Raw genomic sequence first — 17,276 nt, 5'->3', positions numbered from 1 at the left:
AGTAAACGTATTAAAAGCAGCCATTCGTGTCACGCCGAAAGTCCAGCCCCAAATTTATTAAGCCCGGCGGTTCTAGCATCCGCCGCGGACGCCATCGCACTTCTGCACAACAGGCTTCCGCATCATTCTCTGAAGAAACATTTACAGCCGTGGTGCGCGACATTGCCAGCGATGGTCGTGCGATACTGCCGCACCCAAGTGGCAAAACCGTATTTGTCCCGGGACTGTGGATTGGCGAAGAAGCTGAGATAAAAATTACCGCCAAGAAGAAAAATATTTTTGAAGGCGCTTATCAAACGATAGTTACCCGCCACCCTGGTCGCATCGAACCTCTCTGCCCGCACCACGGGTTTAGCTCAACCGAGTCAGACAACAAATGCGGCGGCTGCCCATGGCAATTTATCGAATATAATCAACAACTGACCGTCAAACAGCAGCGAGTAGAAAACCAGCTGGCTCGCATCAGTGACACGAAACCAAATCCAATTTGGCCTTCACCCAAAATCACCGGTTACCGCAGTCGAGCACAATTAAAAACCGATGGCCAAGTGATTGGTTACGCTAGTCTCGACAGCCATCGCATCGCGCCTATCCAGAAATGCCCTGTACTGAGCGAAAAAAACCAGCAGCTGTTAACAGGGTTAATCGAACAATTACCCAACCCACTTTGGAAAAAGAAAGGAAAGCAGCCCTGGCGCGAGCTGCATATCGACGAATACACTCATCTCGACGAGATTGTGGTCGATAAACCGCGCTTATTCCAGCAAGCAAATCTCGATCAAAATATTGCTATGCAACAATGGCTACGCAAAAAGCTATCGGAGATTGGCAACCGGCCATCAAAGCCACTGCACGTTCTTGAATTATTTTGCGGTGCAGGCAATTTTACTGAGCAAATTGCGCAAGATGATGACGTTCAGGTTACTGCGGTGGATGGAAAAGGCCCGGCCATTGCACAATTGGAATCGAAAAATCACGCACACGTTACAGCCTTAGCAAGAGACCTTTACGATGAAGCCGTGCTACCGCCACTTCACCGCCAACATGGACCATTCCAGGTATTGTTAGTTGACCCACCTCGGGACGGCCTCAAAAATACGAAAGGTTTAATTGATAAGAAACAGCCTTTCTCTGACATTTTGTATGTCTCGTGTAATTTAGCGACATTCATTCGAGACGCAAAATATCTCATTGAGGCGGGTTATCAATTAGTTGAGTGCCAGCCTCTCGACCAAACACCGCACACACCTCACATCGAAATATTGAACCACTTCAAACGCATTGTGTGATCTACAACAAGTGTTATCGACGCGATACTCAGTGCAATCTAAACAAATATTTACTTAGTGACCGACAATTTCTCGGCTGTTAAACAACGAGAGTTACAACACCCTCCAGATTGATTCAAAATTGGTGGCTACTGATACTCACCACATATAAACTTTTGAAATCAAAAAAATGGTTCTAAATAATAGAACATAGTAAAAAACATTCGCATTTGTGTGTTTCAGTAACACAAAAAACTGAAAGCACGACAAATCCGGGCTTACTGTCACTCGACTGTCACTACAACCCACCTTTTGAAAAAATCCGACCGCAATACGCTCGGCTGTTAAATGTTAGCAGGCGTTGCATAGGTGTTTTTCGTGAGTAAGATACCGCCACCTCTCACGCTTTACTTATAAATATAACGACACTCGCGTAACTAAAAATGAACAACCATTCCTTCAAGAATACTCCGCACACCGAATCCGAAGATGTCGTCTACCTTTGGGATGATCGCACGCTTTACTTTACTAACAAGCGATTAACTCCCGACGGATTAGTAACCACTGCCGATATGCTAATCGCCTATTTTGACGGTCAAAGCCTTTTAAAAGATGTGGAAAACTACGAACAGCATTCGCGCCTATTGCTGGTCAAGGCAGGACATTCCTTGGAGTTTATTGCGCAAGAGAAACAACGCGACTCTGCCATTGCGATTATTTACCTCGATCCGTTTCGGCGTGATTTTGAGTTACTACGCCGCAACATGAAACAAGTTAGCGAAAATATTTACGCTCACCACAACGACGAAAAATCCATACTGAAGAGCCTAGACAAAATTGCGCGCGGTGACCTCACTAGCCAAAAGGCGCGCGCAATGCTCAACAAAGTTGTGAGACCAGATGGCGCACAAATTCGTGGCCATGCACCGGTAGACGCACGCATTGTTCGCGTGGTTGAGCTACTAAAAAGTAGAGCCAATCAAAATCTAACTCTTGAACAACTCGCCAATACCGTGCACCTATCAGAATCACGGTTGTGTAAATTATTCAAGAAAGAAATTGGTGTCCCAATTCGTCGCTATCGCATGTGGCACCGCTTGTATATTTGCTCGGTAGCCTACGCGAATGGGCACTCGCTACTCGATAGCTCGCTATTGGCAGGCTTTTCCAGCCAATCACATTACACCACCGTATTCAGAAAGCTTCTCGGCTTAAGCCCTTCGGAAGTATTACGTCGCGAGAACGTCATGAAAGTTGTCGCAGATGATTCCGCGCTAGAGCGATTCATCAACCCCTATTCCGACAACGCCCTCGCTCTCCAATAACCCGCCTCGCACCTCCGTCGCCAGAACATTAGCGCTGGCGGCGCGGTCAGCTTTTTCAATCAGCATATTCGACTACACTTTAACTAAGGGTACCCATAGAGACTGAGCGTGGTTATCCATACCTTATTTTCTCCATATAAATCAGACAGTTAGATTATCGCCAACAGATTGGCTATTTGACGGAAGTGAATGAGCACTAGAGACGCGCCCCCCGAAAGAGCCGACGCACTTTCATCGGCCTCCTTTCCCTATAAACAAGCCGCCACCTGCTTACTGGGTACAGTGTGCTTCGTGGTGGTCTGTACTGGCCTATTCTTGAACACGTCCGGCTTCTGGCGAGTGCTCGCGCCTGTCCTGGCTATCGCTGGTATTGCGACGCTCCTGCTTGGGCGCTATCTGTCTACAAACGTCATGAGTGGCCAAGCGATCGAAGTGCTGCGCGCAGCCTCCAACACTGAACATTCCGACTTGAGTTCGCGACTGCCGGAGCGAAGTACCGCAAGCCGCCTCGATATGGCTTTGCGCGTTAACACACTGTTAGAGCGTGTTGATGAGCTGCTAGCGCTGCTACTGAAAAACAGTCTGAAAATTGCCGCCGCATCTGCAGAAGCACGTCAGCTTGGTGATAAATCACAACAAAACGCCACACGCCAAGCCGAGCTGTCCGATGTTATTTTTCAAGCCAATGCCGAAACCAATACCGCTCTGTCCGAGCTTTCTCAGCGCACCACCGCGATTACCGACTCAAACAACCTCAATTTAGAGGCCGCGAGAAAAAGCTTATCGGACATGGAGAGTGCGTTGCGACACATCGAAGTGTCGTCGGATGTGATGGGTGATTTCCAAGAAACCGTCACGCGGCTAGTGGGCAGTGCCGAATCGATTCGCGCGATTCTCGATACAGTGCAAGGGTTTGCCGCACAAACCAACATGCTAGCGCTGAACGCCGCCATCGAAGCCGCCCGCGCGGGCGAACATGGGCGAGGCTTTGCCGTCGTGGCAGATGAAGTTCGCTCACTGGCCGCTAAAGTCGGCCACGCTGCAGATCAAATCAACGAACTTGTCGAGGAAATGGGTGGCGCCGTTGAAAAGACATCCGAAAGTACAGCCTCGGCCTCCCACAGCACTGAAGAAGCTAAACAAGCCATCTCTTCGACGCTCAATGAATTTCAAGAAATGATGCACAAGTTTGAGCACACTAACCAGGATTTACTGCTAGTCAGCTCAACAATCGAAGAACTCAGCCTAACAAACGCTGAAGGTTTAGAACGCGCGCGAGAAATTCGTGATCTCGGTGAAGACATTCGCGAAAACATGGGCGAAATTTTCGTCCGTGCCGACGTAATGCGCGACACCACTAATATTGCATTGCAACAGCTAGCCAAATTCAGAACCCGACACGGTGTCATTGAGAAATTGGTCGCCACATTGTTTGAACGCCGCGAGATCGTTGAAAACATACTGACTGAGCTGCAAGACGAAGGCGTCGATATTTTTGACCGCAATTATCGAAAAGTTGATGGCTCCAAAATGGATAAATACGACGTCAGCTATAGAGTGCCTCTAGCGAAGAAAATCCAAGGCGTTCTCGACGATTGGCACAAGCCCGAAAATAGTCAAGGCGCCCTGTATTGGCTACCCAGCGACGACCAAGCTTATGTCAGCGTAAATCGCAGCGAAGTCTCTCAACCAGAAACCGGTGACCCAAAGTACGACGCAGCACACAGCCGCTATATGTTTTTCTCTGTATCCAATGAACAAGAAAAACGCAATGCCGCCGATTGCGGTGAAATTAGTATGGGCACACTGGTCATTCCCGGCGGAATGATCGTTATTACTATTTTTATCCCCGTTATTATTCGGGGAAAACGCTGGGGCACCTTCGCGCTAGGCGTATTACCGGCAGCGTTGGACCTGCTTAACGAATAGCATGCTTCGTACCGACCAGGCGGAAAAACGCCGTTAGTTTTTTTGAGATAACGTAGTACAAGAATCGAGTATGGAAACAACACAGCCTCAATCAAACCGAGAACCACTTCCATTGAAGCGTGTGGCTTTTTTTGTTGCCTGCATGTCGTGTTTAGCCCTCGCGTCCGTTGCGCTCTTTGTTCAATCAGAAGGGACATGGCGTGTTATTTCGCTGGTCGCGCTAGTTGTGGGAGGCGGCAGTATTTATCTCAGCCTCTTTTCATCTGCAGCCGGTATAAATCAGCAGCAAAATTCGGCGTTACAACTGGCGACCAACCCCGATCACGCGGACTTACGTCAACGCTTGCCCCTCTCGGGTTCGCGAACTGAAGGCGTGCGTCATTACGTCAATACGTTTTTCGGCCGAATTGATTCACTATTTGCACTGTTGTTGAAAAATAGCTTGAAGATTGCGGTTGCGTCGGCTGATGCACGTCAACTCGGCACTAAATCCCAAGCCAATGCCGATAAACAAGCAGAACTCTCTGACATTATTTTTCAAGCCAACGATGAAACCAATAATGCACTAATGGAGCTCGCCAAACGCACTAGCGGGATCACCGACGCTAACAACTTGAATCTCGACGCGGCACAACAAAGCTTAGAAGACATGAGTAAAGCACTAACACATGTCCAAACATCATCGCAGGTTATGGGCGAATTTCACGAAACCGTCTCTCGGCTTGTCAGCAGCTCCGAAAGCATCCGCACTATTCTTGATACCGTGCAAGGCTTTGCCGCACAAACGAATATGCTAGCGCTTAACGCCGCTATTGAAGCCGCCCGCGCGGGTGAGCACGGACGCGGATTTGCCGTGGTAGCGGATGAGGTGCGCTCGCTTGCTGGAAAAGTTGGCCACGCGGCTGACCAAATCAACGAACTCGTTGAAGAAATGGGTAACGCGGTGCATAAGACATCGGAGAGCACGCAATCAGCAACGCACAGCACTGAAGATGCTAAGACCGCCATTTCATCTACCGTGAGCGAATTCGAAATCATGATGGAGAAATTTTCCCATAGCAATCAGGACTTGCTACTGGTTAGCTCAACCGTAGAAGAGCTTTCGCAAACCAATGTCGAGGGGCTCGAGCGTGCACGAGAGATTCGCAACCTCGGTGAAGAAATCCGCAATAACATGAGCGAGATTTTTGTACGTACCGATGTTATGCGGGATACCACTAACATTGCATTGCAACAACTAGCGAAGTTCCGCACCAGCGAGGGCGTTATAGAAAAAGTCGTTGCATCGCTCTACGAGAAACGCGACTTTGTGCAACAGAAGTTAATTGAACTAGAAAAAGAAGGCGTCGACATATGGGATAGAAATTACCGTAAAGTGCCAGGCTCGCAAATGGGGAAATTTGACGTGAGCTACGGTGAAGCATTCCGCCGCAAGCTACAACCCGCTATCAATGAATGGCACGCAGGCGCTTTACAAAAAGGCATCATCTACTGGCTACCCAGTGACGACCACTATTATTTAGCCATTAACCGGTCGGAAAATGCGCGCCCAGAGACTGGCAATCTAAAAGAAGATATGGCCCATAGCCGCTATATGTATTTCTCCGTTGACAACGAACAAGAAAAGAAAAATGTCGACAATTGTGGCGAGATTAGTATGGGCAGTTTTGTCGTTCCCGGCGGGCAAATTGTCATTACTATATTTACACCGATCCGACTCCATGGTCGGCGCTGGGGTTTAATGTCCGTTGGCATTGTACCTATGGCGCTCGGCATTTAACGGAAACCCTTCCTTTGAATTTGGTTCCCACACCACTGCTCTTCCTGAAATTTATTTTTCAACAAAAGAAAACAAGTGTTTTCCTTGTTTTAAAAAGCGATGCACTAACGATCGCAGTTATTACCTTTACTAATCGAAAAATTTACTTAACAACCGCAAATTATAACGACACAAAAAAGTGCCAAATTGTGAAAGACTTCACCTAACCCCATCGAAAAAATCGCGTTTTTTCATCAAAAGAGTGCCAATTTGTGAAAGAGGCTACAAGTTTACCTTGTTAACTTCTCTTCCAGGCTTTCGTCACCGACGGAGCATCCGAAAAACTACAGCCGCTTCAGTTTGATCAAGTAGGCAAAAACAAAATGGATGCCCAGTCAGATAACTACAACTATGTGATGGTTGCCATGTTTTACCTGACTCAAAACAAAAATATTTATACACATAATTAAAACAAGGTTGGTCTCATGAAAAAATCTATCTTAGACAAGTTACTTGTCGGCGCGAGCGCGCTCGTTCTTTCTACCACTCTATATGCTTCAGGTGGTGGCGACGGTGGTGATGGTGGCGGCGACGGCGGCTCTACTCCTCCAAGCGGTGGCACTGAGTGCGGTCCAGCACCAACTGAATCACAATTGCTCCAAACCGGCGACAGTGGTCCATTCAACGTTTCCACTAAAAGCGTCAGCGACTGGTCAGCTAGCGGTTTCGGCGGCGGCACTATCTGGTACCCAAATAACTCTAACTGTGGTCGCATGGGTGGTATCGCGGTTGTTCCTGGCTATGTTTCCTACGAAAGCTCAATCGAGTGGTGGGGCGAGCGTTTAGCATCTTGGGGTTTTGTTGTGATCACTATCGACACAAACTCTATTTATGATCAGCCAGACAGCCGTGCCGATCAATTAAGTGCTGCACTCGATCACATCATTAGCGATAGCACTGTTGGTGGCATGGTTGATTCAAGCCGCTTGGGCGCAATTGGTTGGTCAATGGGTGGCGGTGGCTCACTCAAGCTTGCAACTGAGCGTGCAACTGTAAAAGCCATTATTCCACAAGCACCATACTATTCTGGCTTTAACGACTTCGATGAAATTGACGCAGCAACTTTCCTAATTGCTTGTGAAAATGACACCATCGCACCGGTCTCTTCACACGTTGATGACTTCTGGTATGACGTACCTAACAGCACATCAAAAATGTACATCGAAATCAACGGTGGTTCACATTACTGTGCTAACACTGGCTACTCAGACGAAGACTTACTGGGTAAAGCAGGTATCTCTTGGATGAAGCGTTACATCGACGGCGACACTCGCTTCGATAGCTACCTCTGCGGTAACGAGAGCTACTCTAGCCTTGACGTCTCTGACTACCGTTACAACAACTGCCCCTAATAATTTTTAGGATGGTGGTTTAAAGAAGAGGGCAGCTTAGGCTGCCCTTTTTTGTGCAACAGACTTTTCCATTACGCTGAATCTTTTCTCTTTTCTCTTTTCTCTTTTCTCTTTTCTCTTTTCTCTTTTCTCTTTTCTCTTTTCTCTTTTCTCTTTTCTCTTTTCTCTTTTCTCTTTTCTCTTTTCTCTTTTCTCAAATTCTTTATTTGTAAGACTGATAAATACAAGCAGAAGGGTGTGAACCACGTTCAAAAAAACATCAATAGTGCCAGAACATGAAATATGGAAAATATTTCTTCGTGATAATTTTCTAACCAGGCTGTCGCTGGAGATATGAACTGTCTTCTACGCAGTATGGACAGGTAACTTTGCAGTTAAATATCGCAGTACCACGATCATGCCTAAAAACAAAAAAATAATTTAATAATTAAAAAGGTTGGTACTATGAATAAATCAATATTTGAAAAGATAATCATTAGTGCAAGCGCACTAATTCTTTCTTCAACACTTTATGCATCCGGTGGTGGTGACGGCGGCGATGGGGGTGGTGATGGTGGCGACGGCGGCACTCCTCCTTCCAGCAGCGAATGCGGCCCAGCGCCAACTGACTCGCAATTACTTCAAACAGGCGATAGCGGTCCATTCAACGTTTCCAGCAAAAGTGTAAGCGACTACGCAGCCTCTGGATTTGGTGGCGGCACAATTTGGTATCCCAATAATGCTGACTGTGGTCGCATGGGCGGTATCGCTGTTGTTCCAGGGTATGTTTCCTACGAAAGCTCAATCGAGTGGTGGGGCGAACGTTTGGCGTCTTGGGGATTCGTTGTCATCACGATCGACACAGATTCCATTTACGATCAGCCAGACAGCCGTGCAGATCAATTAAGTGCCGCGCTTGATCACATTATTGGTGATAGCACAGTAGGTAGCATGGTTGATTCAAGTCGTTTAGGTGCCATCGGTTGGTCCATGGGCGGTGGCGGCTCTTTGAAGCTTGCTACCGAGCGCTCAACGGTAAAAGCAATCATCCCACAAGCTCCTTACTATTCGGGTCTTAACGACTTTGACGAAGTAGACGCTGCAACGTTCTTAATTGCTTGTGAAGATGACAGCATTGCACCGGTATCTTCTCACGTAGATGATTTCTGGGATGACGTGCCTAACAGCACGTCTAAAATGTACATCGAAATTAACGGTGGCGATCACTACTGCGCAAATTCAGGAAACTCTGATGAAGATATTCTCGGAAGAGCTGGTATCTCTTGGATGAAGCGTTACATCGATGGCGATACGCGTTTCAACAATTACTTGTGTGGAAACGTCAGTTTCTCAAGTCGCGATGTATCTGACTACCGCTACAACAACTGCCCCTAATTACTAAGGCGGTGAACCGATAAGGGCAGCCAAGGCTGCCCTTTTTTATTTCAATTTTGAAAAATCGAAAAACTTTTCACACCCATTTTATTTAGCAAAAACCTTTCGTAACCCCTACAAATATCACGTCATAATTTTCACTTTTTAGCACACTTATCTCTCCAAAAAACAAAAGTGACGGAAAGTGAAATAAAGAAAATAAACGGTTGTGCTAATTTTCGCACCAGGCTGTCGTCGGAGATACAAGCTTTCTATCACGCTGTATCCGTAGATACTTTTGAATCTCAATATCGTTTTAGCGCGACCACGCCGATAGCGACATAAAAATAAATTAATAATTAAAAAGGTTCATTTCATGAAAAAAACAATCACTGAAAAACTCTTGGTTGGCGTTAGCGCCCTGCTACTTTCCTCTGCGTTGTTCGCTTCTGGCGGCGGCGACGGTGGTGATGGCGGCGGTGACGGCGGTTCAAACCCACCCCCAAGCGGTGGTAATGCCTGTGGTCCAGCCCCAACCAGTTCTGCACTATCTCGCACTGGCGCAAGCGGTCCATTCTCTGTTCGCACCAAGAGTGTTAGCAGTTATGCGGCTAGCGGTTTCGGTGGCGGCACCATTCACTACCCAACCAACTCTAACTGTGGACGCATGGGTGCCATTGCAGTAGTACCTGGCTATGTGTCTCGCGAGAGCTCAATCAGATGGTGGGGCCCACGCCTTGCCTCTTGGGGCTTTGTGGTTATTACAATCGACACCAACTCCGGCTATGACCAACCTAACAGCCGTGCTCGTCAACTTAGCGCTGCATTGGACCACGTAATCAGCGACAGCACTGTGGGTAGCATGGTTGATCGCAACCGTCTTGGTGCTATTGGCTGGTCAATGGGCGGCGGCGGCTCGCTGAAACTAGCGACCGATCGCAGCGAAGTAAAAGCAATCATCCCACAAGCACCTTGGTACTCTGGTAGCTATGGTCGTATGAACACACCTGCATTCATGATTGCGTGTGAAAACGATGCAATTGCACCAACGTCCAGCCACGTTGATGACTTCTACCGTGATGCGTCTGGTCCTAAGATGAAGATCGAAGTTAACAACGGCAGCCACTACTGCGCAAACTCTGGTTACAACGAAGCGTTGCTTGGCAAGCCTGGCATTGCTTGGATGAAGCGCTACATCGATGGCGATACTCGTTACAACCAGTTCCTATGTAGCCAAGAAAACTACGGTAGCAGCCGGGATGTATCTGATTACGATTACGCAAGCTGCCCCTAATCTAATTAAGGCGCTGTATGATCAAAAGGGTGGCTCCAAAGCCACCCTTTTTTTGTCTGCTTTTTGCAGTTACGCTATTTCAAAAGGAAAGGTTAATACGTCCGCAATATCATTACAGCCGTTCATTACCATCAGTAGCCGGTCAACCCCTATAGCGATACCCGCACACTCCGGCAAACCATATTCCAACGCCGCCAACAAACTCTCGTCATAATTAACTGCGTCTAAGCCCAGAGCAATACGTTGAGCATTATCCTTTTCAAATCGACGTCGCTGCTCCGATGAGTCGGTTAATTCCCAATACCCATTCCCAAGCTCCACTCCCTCGCAAAAAACTTCAAAGCGTCGAGCAACTGCGACGCCAGAATGGTTCACAGTGACTTTAGCAAGCGCTGCCTGGCTCGCAGGATAGTCATGCACAAACCATAGCTGATCAACCAGTGTTGGCTGGATAACGTGCGAGAAGAGCAGATCCAACCAAAAGTCTCTACTGCCCTCATGCGAGTCGACATCAAGATGCAATTGAGAGATCTTCTTCAGGTCCGCCACCGGTATTGTCAAAGGATCAACACCCAGCGTGTCTTCAAACAACTGCTGATAGGTCGTTATTTTCGGAGATCTGCTCAATATAGGACCTAAAAGCGCTGATACTTCCTGCATTAGGGCGTGGTCATCAAACCCAGGACGATACCATTCGAGAATCGTAAACTCTGGGTTATGGTTTTTGCCGCGCTCGCCCAAACGAAAAGACTTAGTGATACTGTAGATAGGGCCACTTCCCGCTGCGAGCAACCGCTTCATGGCAAACTCAGGAGAAGTTTGTAGGTACCGAGAGGGATTAACTGTGTCGGTTAGAAAGGATTCAATATGGAGGTCCGACGTACCGGCTAAGCCAAGCAATGGTACATCGACTTCTGTATAACCTTGCGCATCAAAAAACTGTCGAAGTGATTGATATAGCGACGCTCGCGCTTGCAGCATCGAATTCGCGGCGGTTGGCCGCCACCGCGAATCGCTTTCCGGCGCAATATCATTCGCCATTTATTATTGCTCTTTAGCGCGACTCATATATTCGCCGGTTCGTGTATCGACACGAACAACTTCACCCTCTGTCAAAAACAAAGGCACTTTGACTACAGCACCAGTTGAGAGCTTCGCAGGCTTGGTACCACCTTGAGCTGTGTCACCTTTGAGACCAGGGTCGGTTTCAACGATTTCTAATTCCACATGATTGGGTGGAGTCACTGCCAACGGTGCACCGTTATAAAGAGTAACAATGCAAGTGTCTTGCTCTTTTAACCACTGAGCAGCATCACCCACAGTGTTTGCATCGGCCTGATGCTGTTCGAAAGTCTCAGGCTCCATAAAGTGATAGAATTCACCGTCGTTATAGAGGTATTCCATATCGCGGTCTGTTACGTCAGCACCCTCAAGGCTTTCACCTGATTTAAACGTACGTTCCCAAACCCGACCCGACTTTAGGTTACGGAGTTTGACGCGATTAAATGCTTGGCCCTTGCCTGGTTTGACGAACTCGTTATCGAGAATTGAACAGGGGTCGCCGTCTAACATGACTTTCATGCCGCTGCGGAATTCGTTGGTAGAATAACTTGCCATATGTCCTCAACACTCAGTAGGTAATTGCCGAATTGATTAGTGCAAGACCTATATCTTTCAGCTGGATTTTTAAAGGGCGCCTATGATACCCCGAACTGAGCTCTCATGGCAGAGCCAGAGCTGGCAAGAACAGCTTATTAATATTATTCGAGACCCGAAAGAGCTTTGCCGAGAGCTGGCCATTGATGTCGACGCGCTTAAAGGCTCATATCCCGCGCTCTGTAAGGCCAACGACGACTTCCACGTACGCGTACCCCGCAGCTATTTGCAACGTATCGAACGCGGCAACCTTAATGACCCATTACTGCTACAGGTTCTTCCCAGCGCTGCAGAGCTCATCAACGCACCAGGTTATGTTACGGACCCCCTCGCTGAAGCCGCCGCCACGCAAGCACCGGGAATCATTCAAAAATACCACGGGCGAGCGCTGCTGATGCTAACCAGCGCTTGTGCCATCCACTGTCGCTACTGTTTTCGTCGCCACTTCCCTTACGAAAATCACCGACAAAGCCGACACGAATGGCAGGAATCCCTAGACCGTATAGCAAGAGATACCTCACTGAATGAGATTATTCTTAGCGGTGGAGACCCGTTAACCTTAGCGGACGCCTACTTGGCAGAATTTGTCGAACGCCTTGAAGCCATTTCACACATCAAAACATTACGCATTCATACAAGACTGCCCATCGTCATTCCTGACCGCGTAAACCCAGAACTGCTAACGTGGCTGCACCGTGGTCGGCTTAACAAAGTGATGGTCCTGCATGCGAATCACGCCAACGAAATTAACAATTGTGTCCGCAGCGCTTGCCGCTCGCTACGAGATGCGGGCGTGACATTGCTCAATCAGGCCGTACTTCTGCGGGGCATCAACAATTCTGTCTCCAGTTTAGCCACCCTCTCTCACAAACTCTTTGAAAGTGGTGTACTTCCCTACTATTTACATGTCCTCGATAAAGTTCAAGGCGTCCAACACTTTGACCTACCGAGGCCAGAGGCATTAAAGTTGCATGAGCAACTACAAGCTCAACTCCCCGGATATCTCGTTCCTCGCTTGAGCCACGAGTTGGCAGGAGCTCCCAATAAAATAATTTTGTCGTGATAGGTGCCACCGGCTGGCCATTACGGTTAACATACTGGATTACACGGAAGATATCGCTAAGCTATTGATATGAGTGCAGAATTCAATCTGACAGAAATGTTTGAGAAAGTGACGTTACCCGCCCAAGATTTAGCGGCACTGTCTTTTTCTGCCAGTAATAAAGCGTCGTCGGTTAAAGCATGGGCCGAGGCATTACCCGCCACGCGAATTACACATACCGGCGTCTTGCTATACAAATCACTGCCTGAGATTCCTCGCCTTGAAACCTCCGCCGATAATCGGCTCGCGATGCTTGAAGCTGTTCGACCCTACGTACAACACTGCATCCAGGGTCTGGCGAGAGGGTTTCTTAATCAGCCGCTTATATTGCCTGAAGGGCCAATGAAAACCGCAGTGGTCGCACAAGCCCTACAAAAACATATGTGTGTTGGCTATTTATCGGTTCTCAAAGACATTGCCAGCAAAAGTACTAAAACCAAACCCCACCCACATCTCGAACTCGTGTGTCACCGAGCCATTGTCGGCTTAGGATTACTCCTTTTTCGGAGCTTCCAACTCTACCGGCAAACACCCGAGCAACTGTGGTTAGAGCTGCATACCTGTTACCGCGTGGCCGAGGAATTCGCCTTGCTCGATCGATTGGTCGCCGACCAGTTACTCGAAGAGAGCGACGCCTGCACAACCCAGCAGGCGTACATGCGGATCATATTGTTGGCCGCATCTCGCCCCAATCAAATGCGACAAATTGACGTTTCTGCCACCTACCAGGCTCTGGAGTCATGGGCGTATTTAGCGAAGCTGGTACCCACCGATAGCAACCGCAAAAATTTGTACGTGCTCAATCTAGCTGCCGACATAGGGCCGCTTAACAAAGCGCGCTTCAGTGGTTCACGCGGAGACTTGCGAGAGCTAGATTTGTCGCAATTGCTCACTGCGCTTAGAACCCAGCGTGAAGCGAAGGAGACGGACAAAGAGTTACTTAAAATCCCAAAGACGCTATCAGTAGCGCTGTTAGACCACCTAGAGCAGGCCTGGAGTACAAACTTACAACGCGCTTTTGAACGTCAGCCAACCAACAGCACTATCGAAGCTAGTGTTGGCTTGAGCAATATCCATCACCATATTATTAATGGCATGTCGTTCGAAGAGTTTCTTGGTCAAGACGAGATGGAAGAAATCGATTTTGGCTCCTTCGCGAATGACCCATGGAATAGCAAACAAAATGACGACGCGGAAGCCGACGATCACCCTATTGATCTCGTTCAAGTCATCGATACTAGCCCCGGCGGATACTGCCTAGAATGGCGGAAGGCAATTCCAGCGCACGTACGCGCCGGTGAAATAATCGGTCTACGAGAAAAGGGTAGACACCGTTGGGGCGTTGGCGTCATTCGCTGGGTGCAACAACAGCAAAGTTCGACGCGACTCGGCATTCAGATACTCGCGCCAAAGGCAACACCGTATGCTGCTGCAATCGAACAACCGACTGGTGAATATGGCGATTACATGCGGATATTACTGCTACCCGAATTAAAAGCGGCCAATCAACCAGCCACCCTCATTACAGCCTTCGCCCCCTTCCAAGAGTACAACCGGCTAGAATTGAATAGCTTTGGTGAGATTAGTCAGGGGCAATTAACGCGTCGCATATTTTCAAGCGGCTCAATTAGCCAGTTCCAATTTCGCGCTGACAAAATAGACGCGCCGGAACCGCACGTCAGCCAAGAAGCCACCGCCTCGGAATCTCAGCAAGTGGATGCATCGAGTGACGACGATTTCAGCTCTGCCTGGGATGACTAATATTCAAACAGCGCCTTCACTCTATGTTAAATTCTGCCCCCCCCCCCCGTTGAGAGGGCTGCAAGTTCAGTCCAGGCCCCATGTTGCACACGAACCAGCGGGTAATACGGGCGATCTCATCGCACATTGACGCTTTTTAGTCCGCTTAGCGAACATTTAAACTTAATCAGTCGCTCTCGATCACGAAATTTGAGTTAAACTGTTGTTATTAATGCTAATTTAGTGAGAGGATTAACCGAAATCAGAGTGCCGGCGTCCCTCGACCTAAGAGCACACGTTAGTAGCTTACTAAGCCACCAAGATTTTCTTGTATGAATCCCAACGATACTTTTCGTTTACTTATTCTTAACGACTCTCGTGACGAAGCCGAGCGCTTGATCAGCATGCTGCAAAATGCTGGCCGCTCGACGCGTTCACAATACGTCGAAAATGAAGAGGTCCTGACCAAGTTGCTGCAAGAGCAAGCATGGGATTTATTGATTGGCGATGCACGTGCAACCAACGTCCCACCATCATCAGCAATCAAACAAATCAAGCGCCTAAAAAAGGACGTACCCGTCATCTTATTAACTGACGAGGAAGGTTCACAACCGGCTGTAGAAGGCATGAAGATGGGCGCACAAGATGTTGTGCGTATTGACGAAGACCAACACTTGTTACTGGTCATCCAGCGGGAATTAGAAAACCACGAACAGCGCCAACAAAAGCGCCGCTCAGAACGTCAGTTCAAAGAGGCAGAACGTCGCAGCCAACAGCTACTCGACAGCTCTCGCGATGCCATCGCCTACGTCCAAGACGGCATGTACCTTTACGCTAACGAATCTTTTGCCGACATGTTTGGCTACGATGACCGGGAAGACCTGGAGTGCATGCCCATCATCGACATGATCAGCGACCCCGATCAGGACAAAGCCAAGGTATTCATGAAAGAGTTTGCGCTCAAAGGGGAAGAAGGCGAGAGCAGCCAGCTCGCATTTTCCGGTGTGCGTCCAGATGGTTCTATCACACCGGTAACCGTTGAGGTCGCCAACGCAATATACGACGAAGAACCCTGCATTCAATTCTTGGCACGTGCGCAAGCGGCAACCAGCGTCAATAACGAAGCATTAGAAGCGCAGCTCAACGAGATAAAACACCAGGACACTGCCACTGGGTTATACAACCGCCAGTATATGGTCAACCAGCTTAAGCAAGTCCTTGCCAGCACCGACGACTCTCAGCAGTCTGGTGCATTCTTAACACTTGAAGTCGATAATTTTGCCGATGCGATTCAATCAGTACTTGGCGTGTCGGCTTCCGACCAAGCGCTTGCGAGTATCGCTAAAGCGCTGAAGGAAAAATGCTCCGGGGACCAACAGCTTGCCCGTTTTGGTGACAACTCCTTCTCTATACTCATCCCTAGCATCACTGCAGACGACGCCGTCAAGTTTGGCGCAATGTTATGCAAAACAGTTGAAGATCATATCATTGATGTCGATGGCAGAACGTTGCAAACCACTTTGAGTGTAGGCATCTCGATTATCAGCGACACATCAACGAACTCGGAAGAAGTCATTGAACAAAGCATGAAGGCAGTCGCAAGTATTGCCGCTGGCACTGACAGTGACGCAGGCAACAAAGCCTTACTATTTGAACCCGAAGTATCGACAGATGCCGAAACCGATATGTCGAACGTTGTTCAAACGGCTCTAGAAAAAGATCAATTCAAATTATTATTTCAGCCCATTATTAGTTTGCGTGGCTCAGAAGAAGAACATTACGAGGTTCTGCTGCGCATGGTCACCGATGAGGGCGAAGAAGTATCACCGCACACCTTCCTAGAAGCGGCAGAACAAATCGGCGCGCATATTAAAATTGACCGATGGGTAATTCTCGAATCGATTAAAATGCTGTCCGAGCACAACAAAAAGGGCAATAAGACTCAGCTCATCGTCAACTTGACACGCCATTCAATGATGGATAAATCCTTGTTACCTTGGCTCGGTGTCGCCTTTAAAGCCGCCGGTTTAACGGGACAATCTATTATTTTCCAAATTAGCGAAGCGGACATTACTAACCACCTCAACGCTGCAAAAGATTTTCTCTCCGGCTTGGCCGAGATGGGCTGCTCGCGATCCATTAGTAATTTTGGCTGCGCACTCAACCCCTTTAATACCTTAAAGCACGTTGACGTAGATTTCGTAAAAGTCGATGGCTCGTTTACCTTAGACATTCAAAATAATAGTGAAAGCCCGGAAACACTTACCAACTTACTGAAAGAGCTTCACGCCGAAAATAAAATTACTGTGGTGCCTTTTGTGGAGAACGCCAGCGTGTTGTCTACCTTGTGGCAAGCAGGCACCCACTATATTCAAGGACATTATTTACAAGCACCTGCTGACGATATGAATTACGATTTCAGCATGGACAGCTAAACC

General features: G+C 48.1%; 13 protein-coding genes. 10 read left to right on the top strand and 3 right to left on the bottom strand.

The annotated features are described in order from the left end of the window. The first annotated feature begins 26 nt into the window (after positions 1-26). From ACZ5NB_RS03275 to ACZ5NB_RS03255, 5 genes are all read left to right on the top strand, one after another. On the top strand, positions 27-1,289 hold the full coding sequence (locus ACZ5NB_RS03275; RefSeq protein WP_464107836.1) for a class I SAM-dependent RNA methyltransferase: 1,263 nt from the start codon (positions 27-29) through the stop codon (positions 1,287-1,289). Positions 1,290-1,711: 422 nt separating this feature from the next. Further along, positions 1,712-2,593 carry a helix-turn-helix transcriptional regulator gene (locus ACZ5NB_RS03270; RefSeq protein ID WP_464107835.1) on the top strand — a complete coding sequence of 294 codons (882 nt, stop codon included), beginning with the start codon at positions 1,712-1,714 and terminating at the stop codon, positions 2,591-2,593. Positions 2,594-2,782: 189 nt separating this feature from the next. After that, entirely contained in the window at positions 2,783-4,522 is a 1,740-nt protein-coding gene (locus ACZ5NB_RS03265) for a methyl-accepting chemotaxis protein (RefSeq protein WP_464107834.1), read from the top strand. 70 nt (positions 4,523-4,592) lie between these two features. Next, positions 4,593-6,302 carry a methyl-accepting chemotaxis protein gene (locus ACZ5NB_RS03260; protein ID WP_464107833.1) on the top strand — a complete coding sequence of 570 codons (1,710 nt, stop codon included), beginning with the start codon at positions 4,593-4,595 and terminating at the stop codon, positions 6,300-6,302. A 464-nt stretch (positions 6,303-6,766) separates the two neighbouring features. Continuing rightward, positions 6,767-7,693, top strand: a complete 927-nt coding sequence (locus tag ACZ5NB_RS03255; protein WP_464107832.1) for an alpha/beta hydrolase family protein — start codon at positions 6,767-6,769, stop codon at positions 7,691-7,693. 36 nt (positions 7,694-7,729) lie between these two features. On the opposite strand, the gene ACZ5NB_RS03250 is transcribed toward ACZ5NB_RS03255, so the two are convergent. Beyond that, positions 7,730-7,945, bottom strand: coding sequence for a hypothetical protein (locus tag ACZ5NB_RS03250; RefSeq protein ID WP_464107831.1), 216 nt, complete (start codon positions 7,943-7,945; stop codon positions 7,730-7,732). Positions 7,946-8,137: 192 nt separating this feature from the next. On the opposite strand from ACZ5NB_RS03250, the gene ACZ5NB_RS03245 reads away from it, so the two are divergent. Further along, on the top strand, positions 8,138-9,067 hold the full coding sequence (locus ACZ5NB_RS03245; protein ID WP_464107830.1) for an alpha/beta hydrolase family protein: 930 nt from the start codon (positions 8,138-8,140) through the stop codon (positions 9,065-9,067). A gap of 355 nt (positions 9,068-9,422) precedes the next feature. Continuing rightward, positions 9,423-10,340, top strand: a complete 918-nt coding sequence (locus ACZ5NB_RS03240) for an alpha/beta hydrolase family protein (RefSeq protein WP_464107829.1) — start codon at positions 9,423-9,425, stop codon at positions 10,338-10,340. A 69-nt stretch (positions 10,341-10,409) separates the two neighbouring features. Here the strand turns inward: ACZ5NB_RS03240 and epmA are convergent, their stop codons facing one another. Beyond that, on the bottom strand, positions 10,410-11,381 hold the full coding sequence (gene epmA / locus ACZ5NB_RS03235) for an EF-P lysine aminoacylase EpmA (RefSeq protein ID WP_460238366.1): 972 nt from the start codon (positions 11,379-11,381) through the stop codon (positions 10,410-10,412). A 3-nt stretch (positions 11,382-11,384) separates the two neighbouring features. Continuing rightward, positions 11,385-11,957, bottom strand: coding sequence for an elongation factor P (gene efp / locus ACZ5NB_RS03230; RefSeq protein WP_460231423.1), 573 nt, complete (start codon positions 11,955-11,957; stop codon positions 11,385-11,387). 82 nt (positions 11,958-12,039) lie between these two features. Between efp and epmB the strand changes: the two genes are divergently transcribed. From epmB to ACZ5NB_RS03215, 3 genes are all read left to right on the top strand, one after another. Continuing rightward, positions 12,040-13,059, top strand: coding sequence for an EF-P beta-lysylation protein EpmB (gene epmB / locus ACZ5NB_RS03225; RefSeq protein ID WP_460238368.1), 1,020 nt, complete (start codon positions 12,040-12,042; stop codon positions 13,057-13,059). Between the two features lie 69 nt (positions 13,060-13,128). Further along, positions 13,129-14,859, top strand: a complete 1,731-nt coding sequence (locus ACZ5NB_RS03220; protein ID WP_460231419.1) for a hypothetical protein — start codon at positions 13,129-13,131, stop codon at positions 14,857-14,859. 311 nt (positions 14,860-15,170) lie between these two features. Then, complete coding sequence (locus ACZ5NB_RS03215; RefSeq protein WP_460231417.1) at positions 15,171-17,273, top strand: EAL domain-containing response regulator; 2,103 nt, start codon at positions 15,171-15,173, stop codon at positions 17,271-17,273. Positions 17,274-17,276: the final 3 nt, after the last annotated feature.

The sequence above is a fragment of the Aurantivibrio plasticivorans genome, from assembly GCF_055392955.1.
Note: the sequence above shows the minus strand (reverse complement) of the source record. Positions and strands in the feature narration are given on the sequence as shown.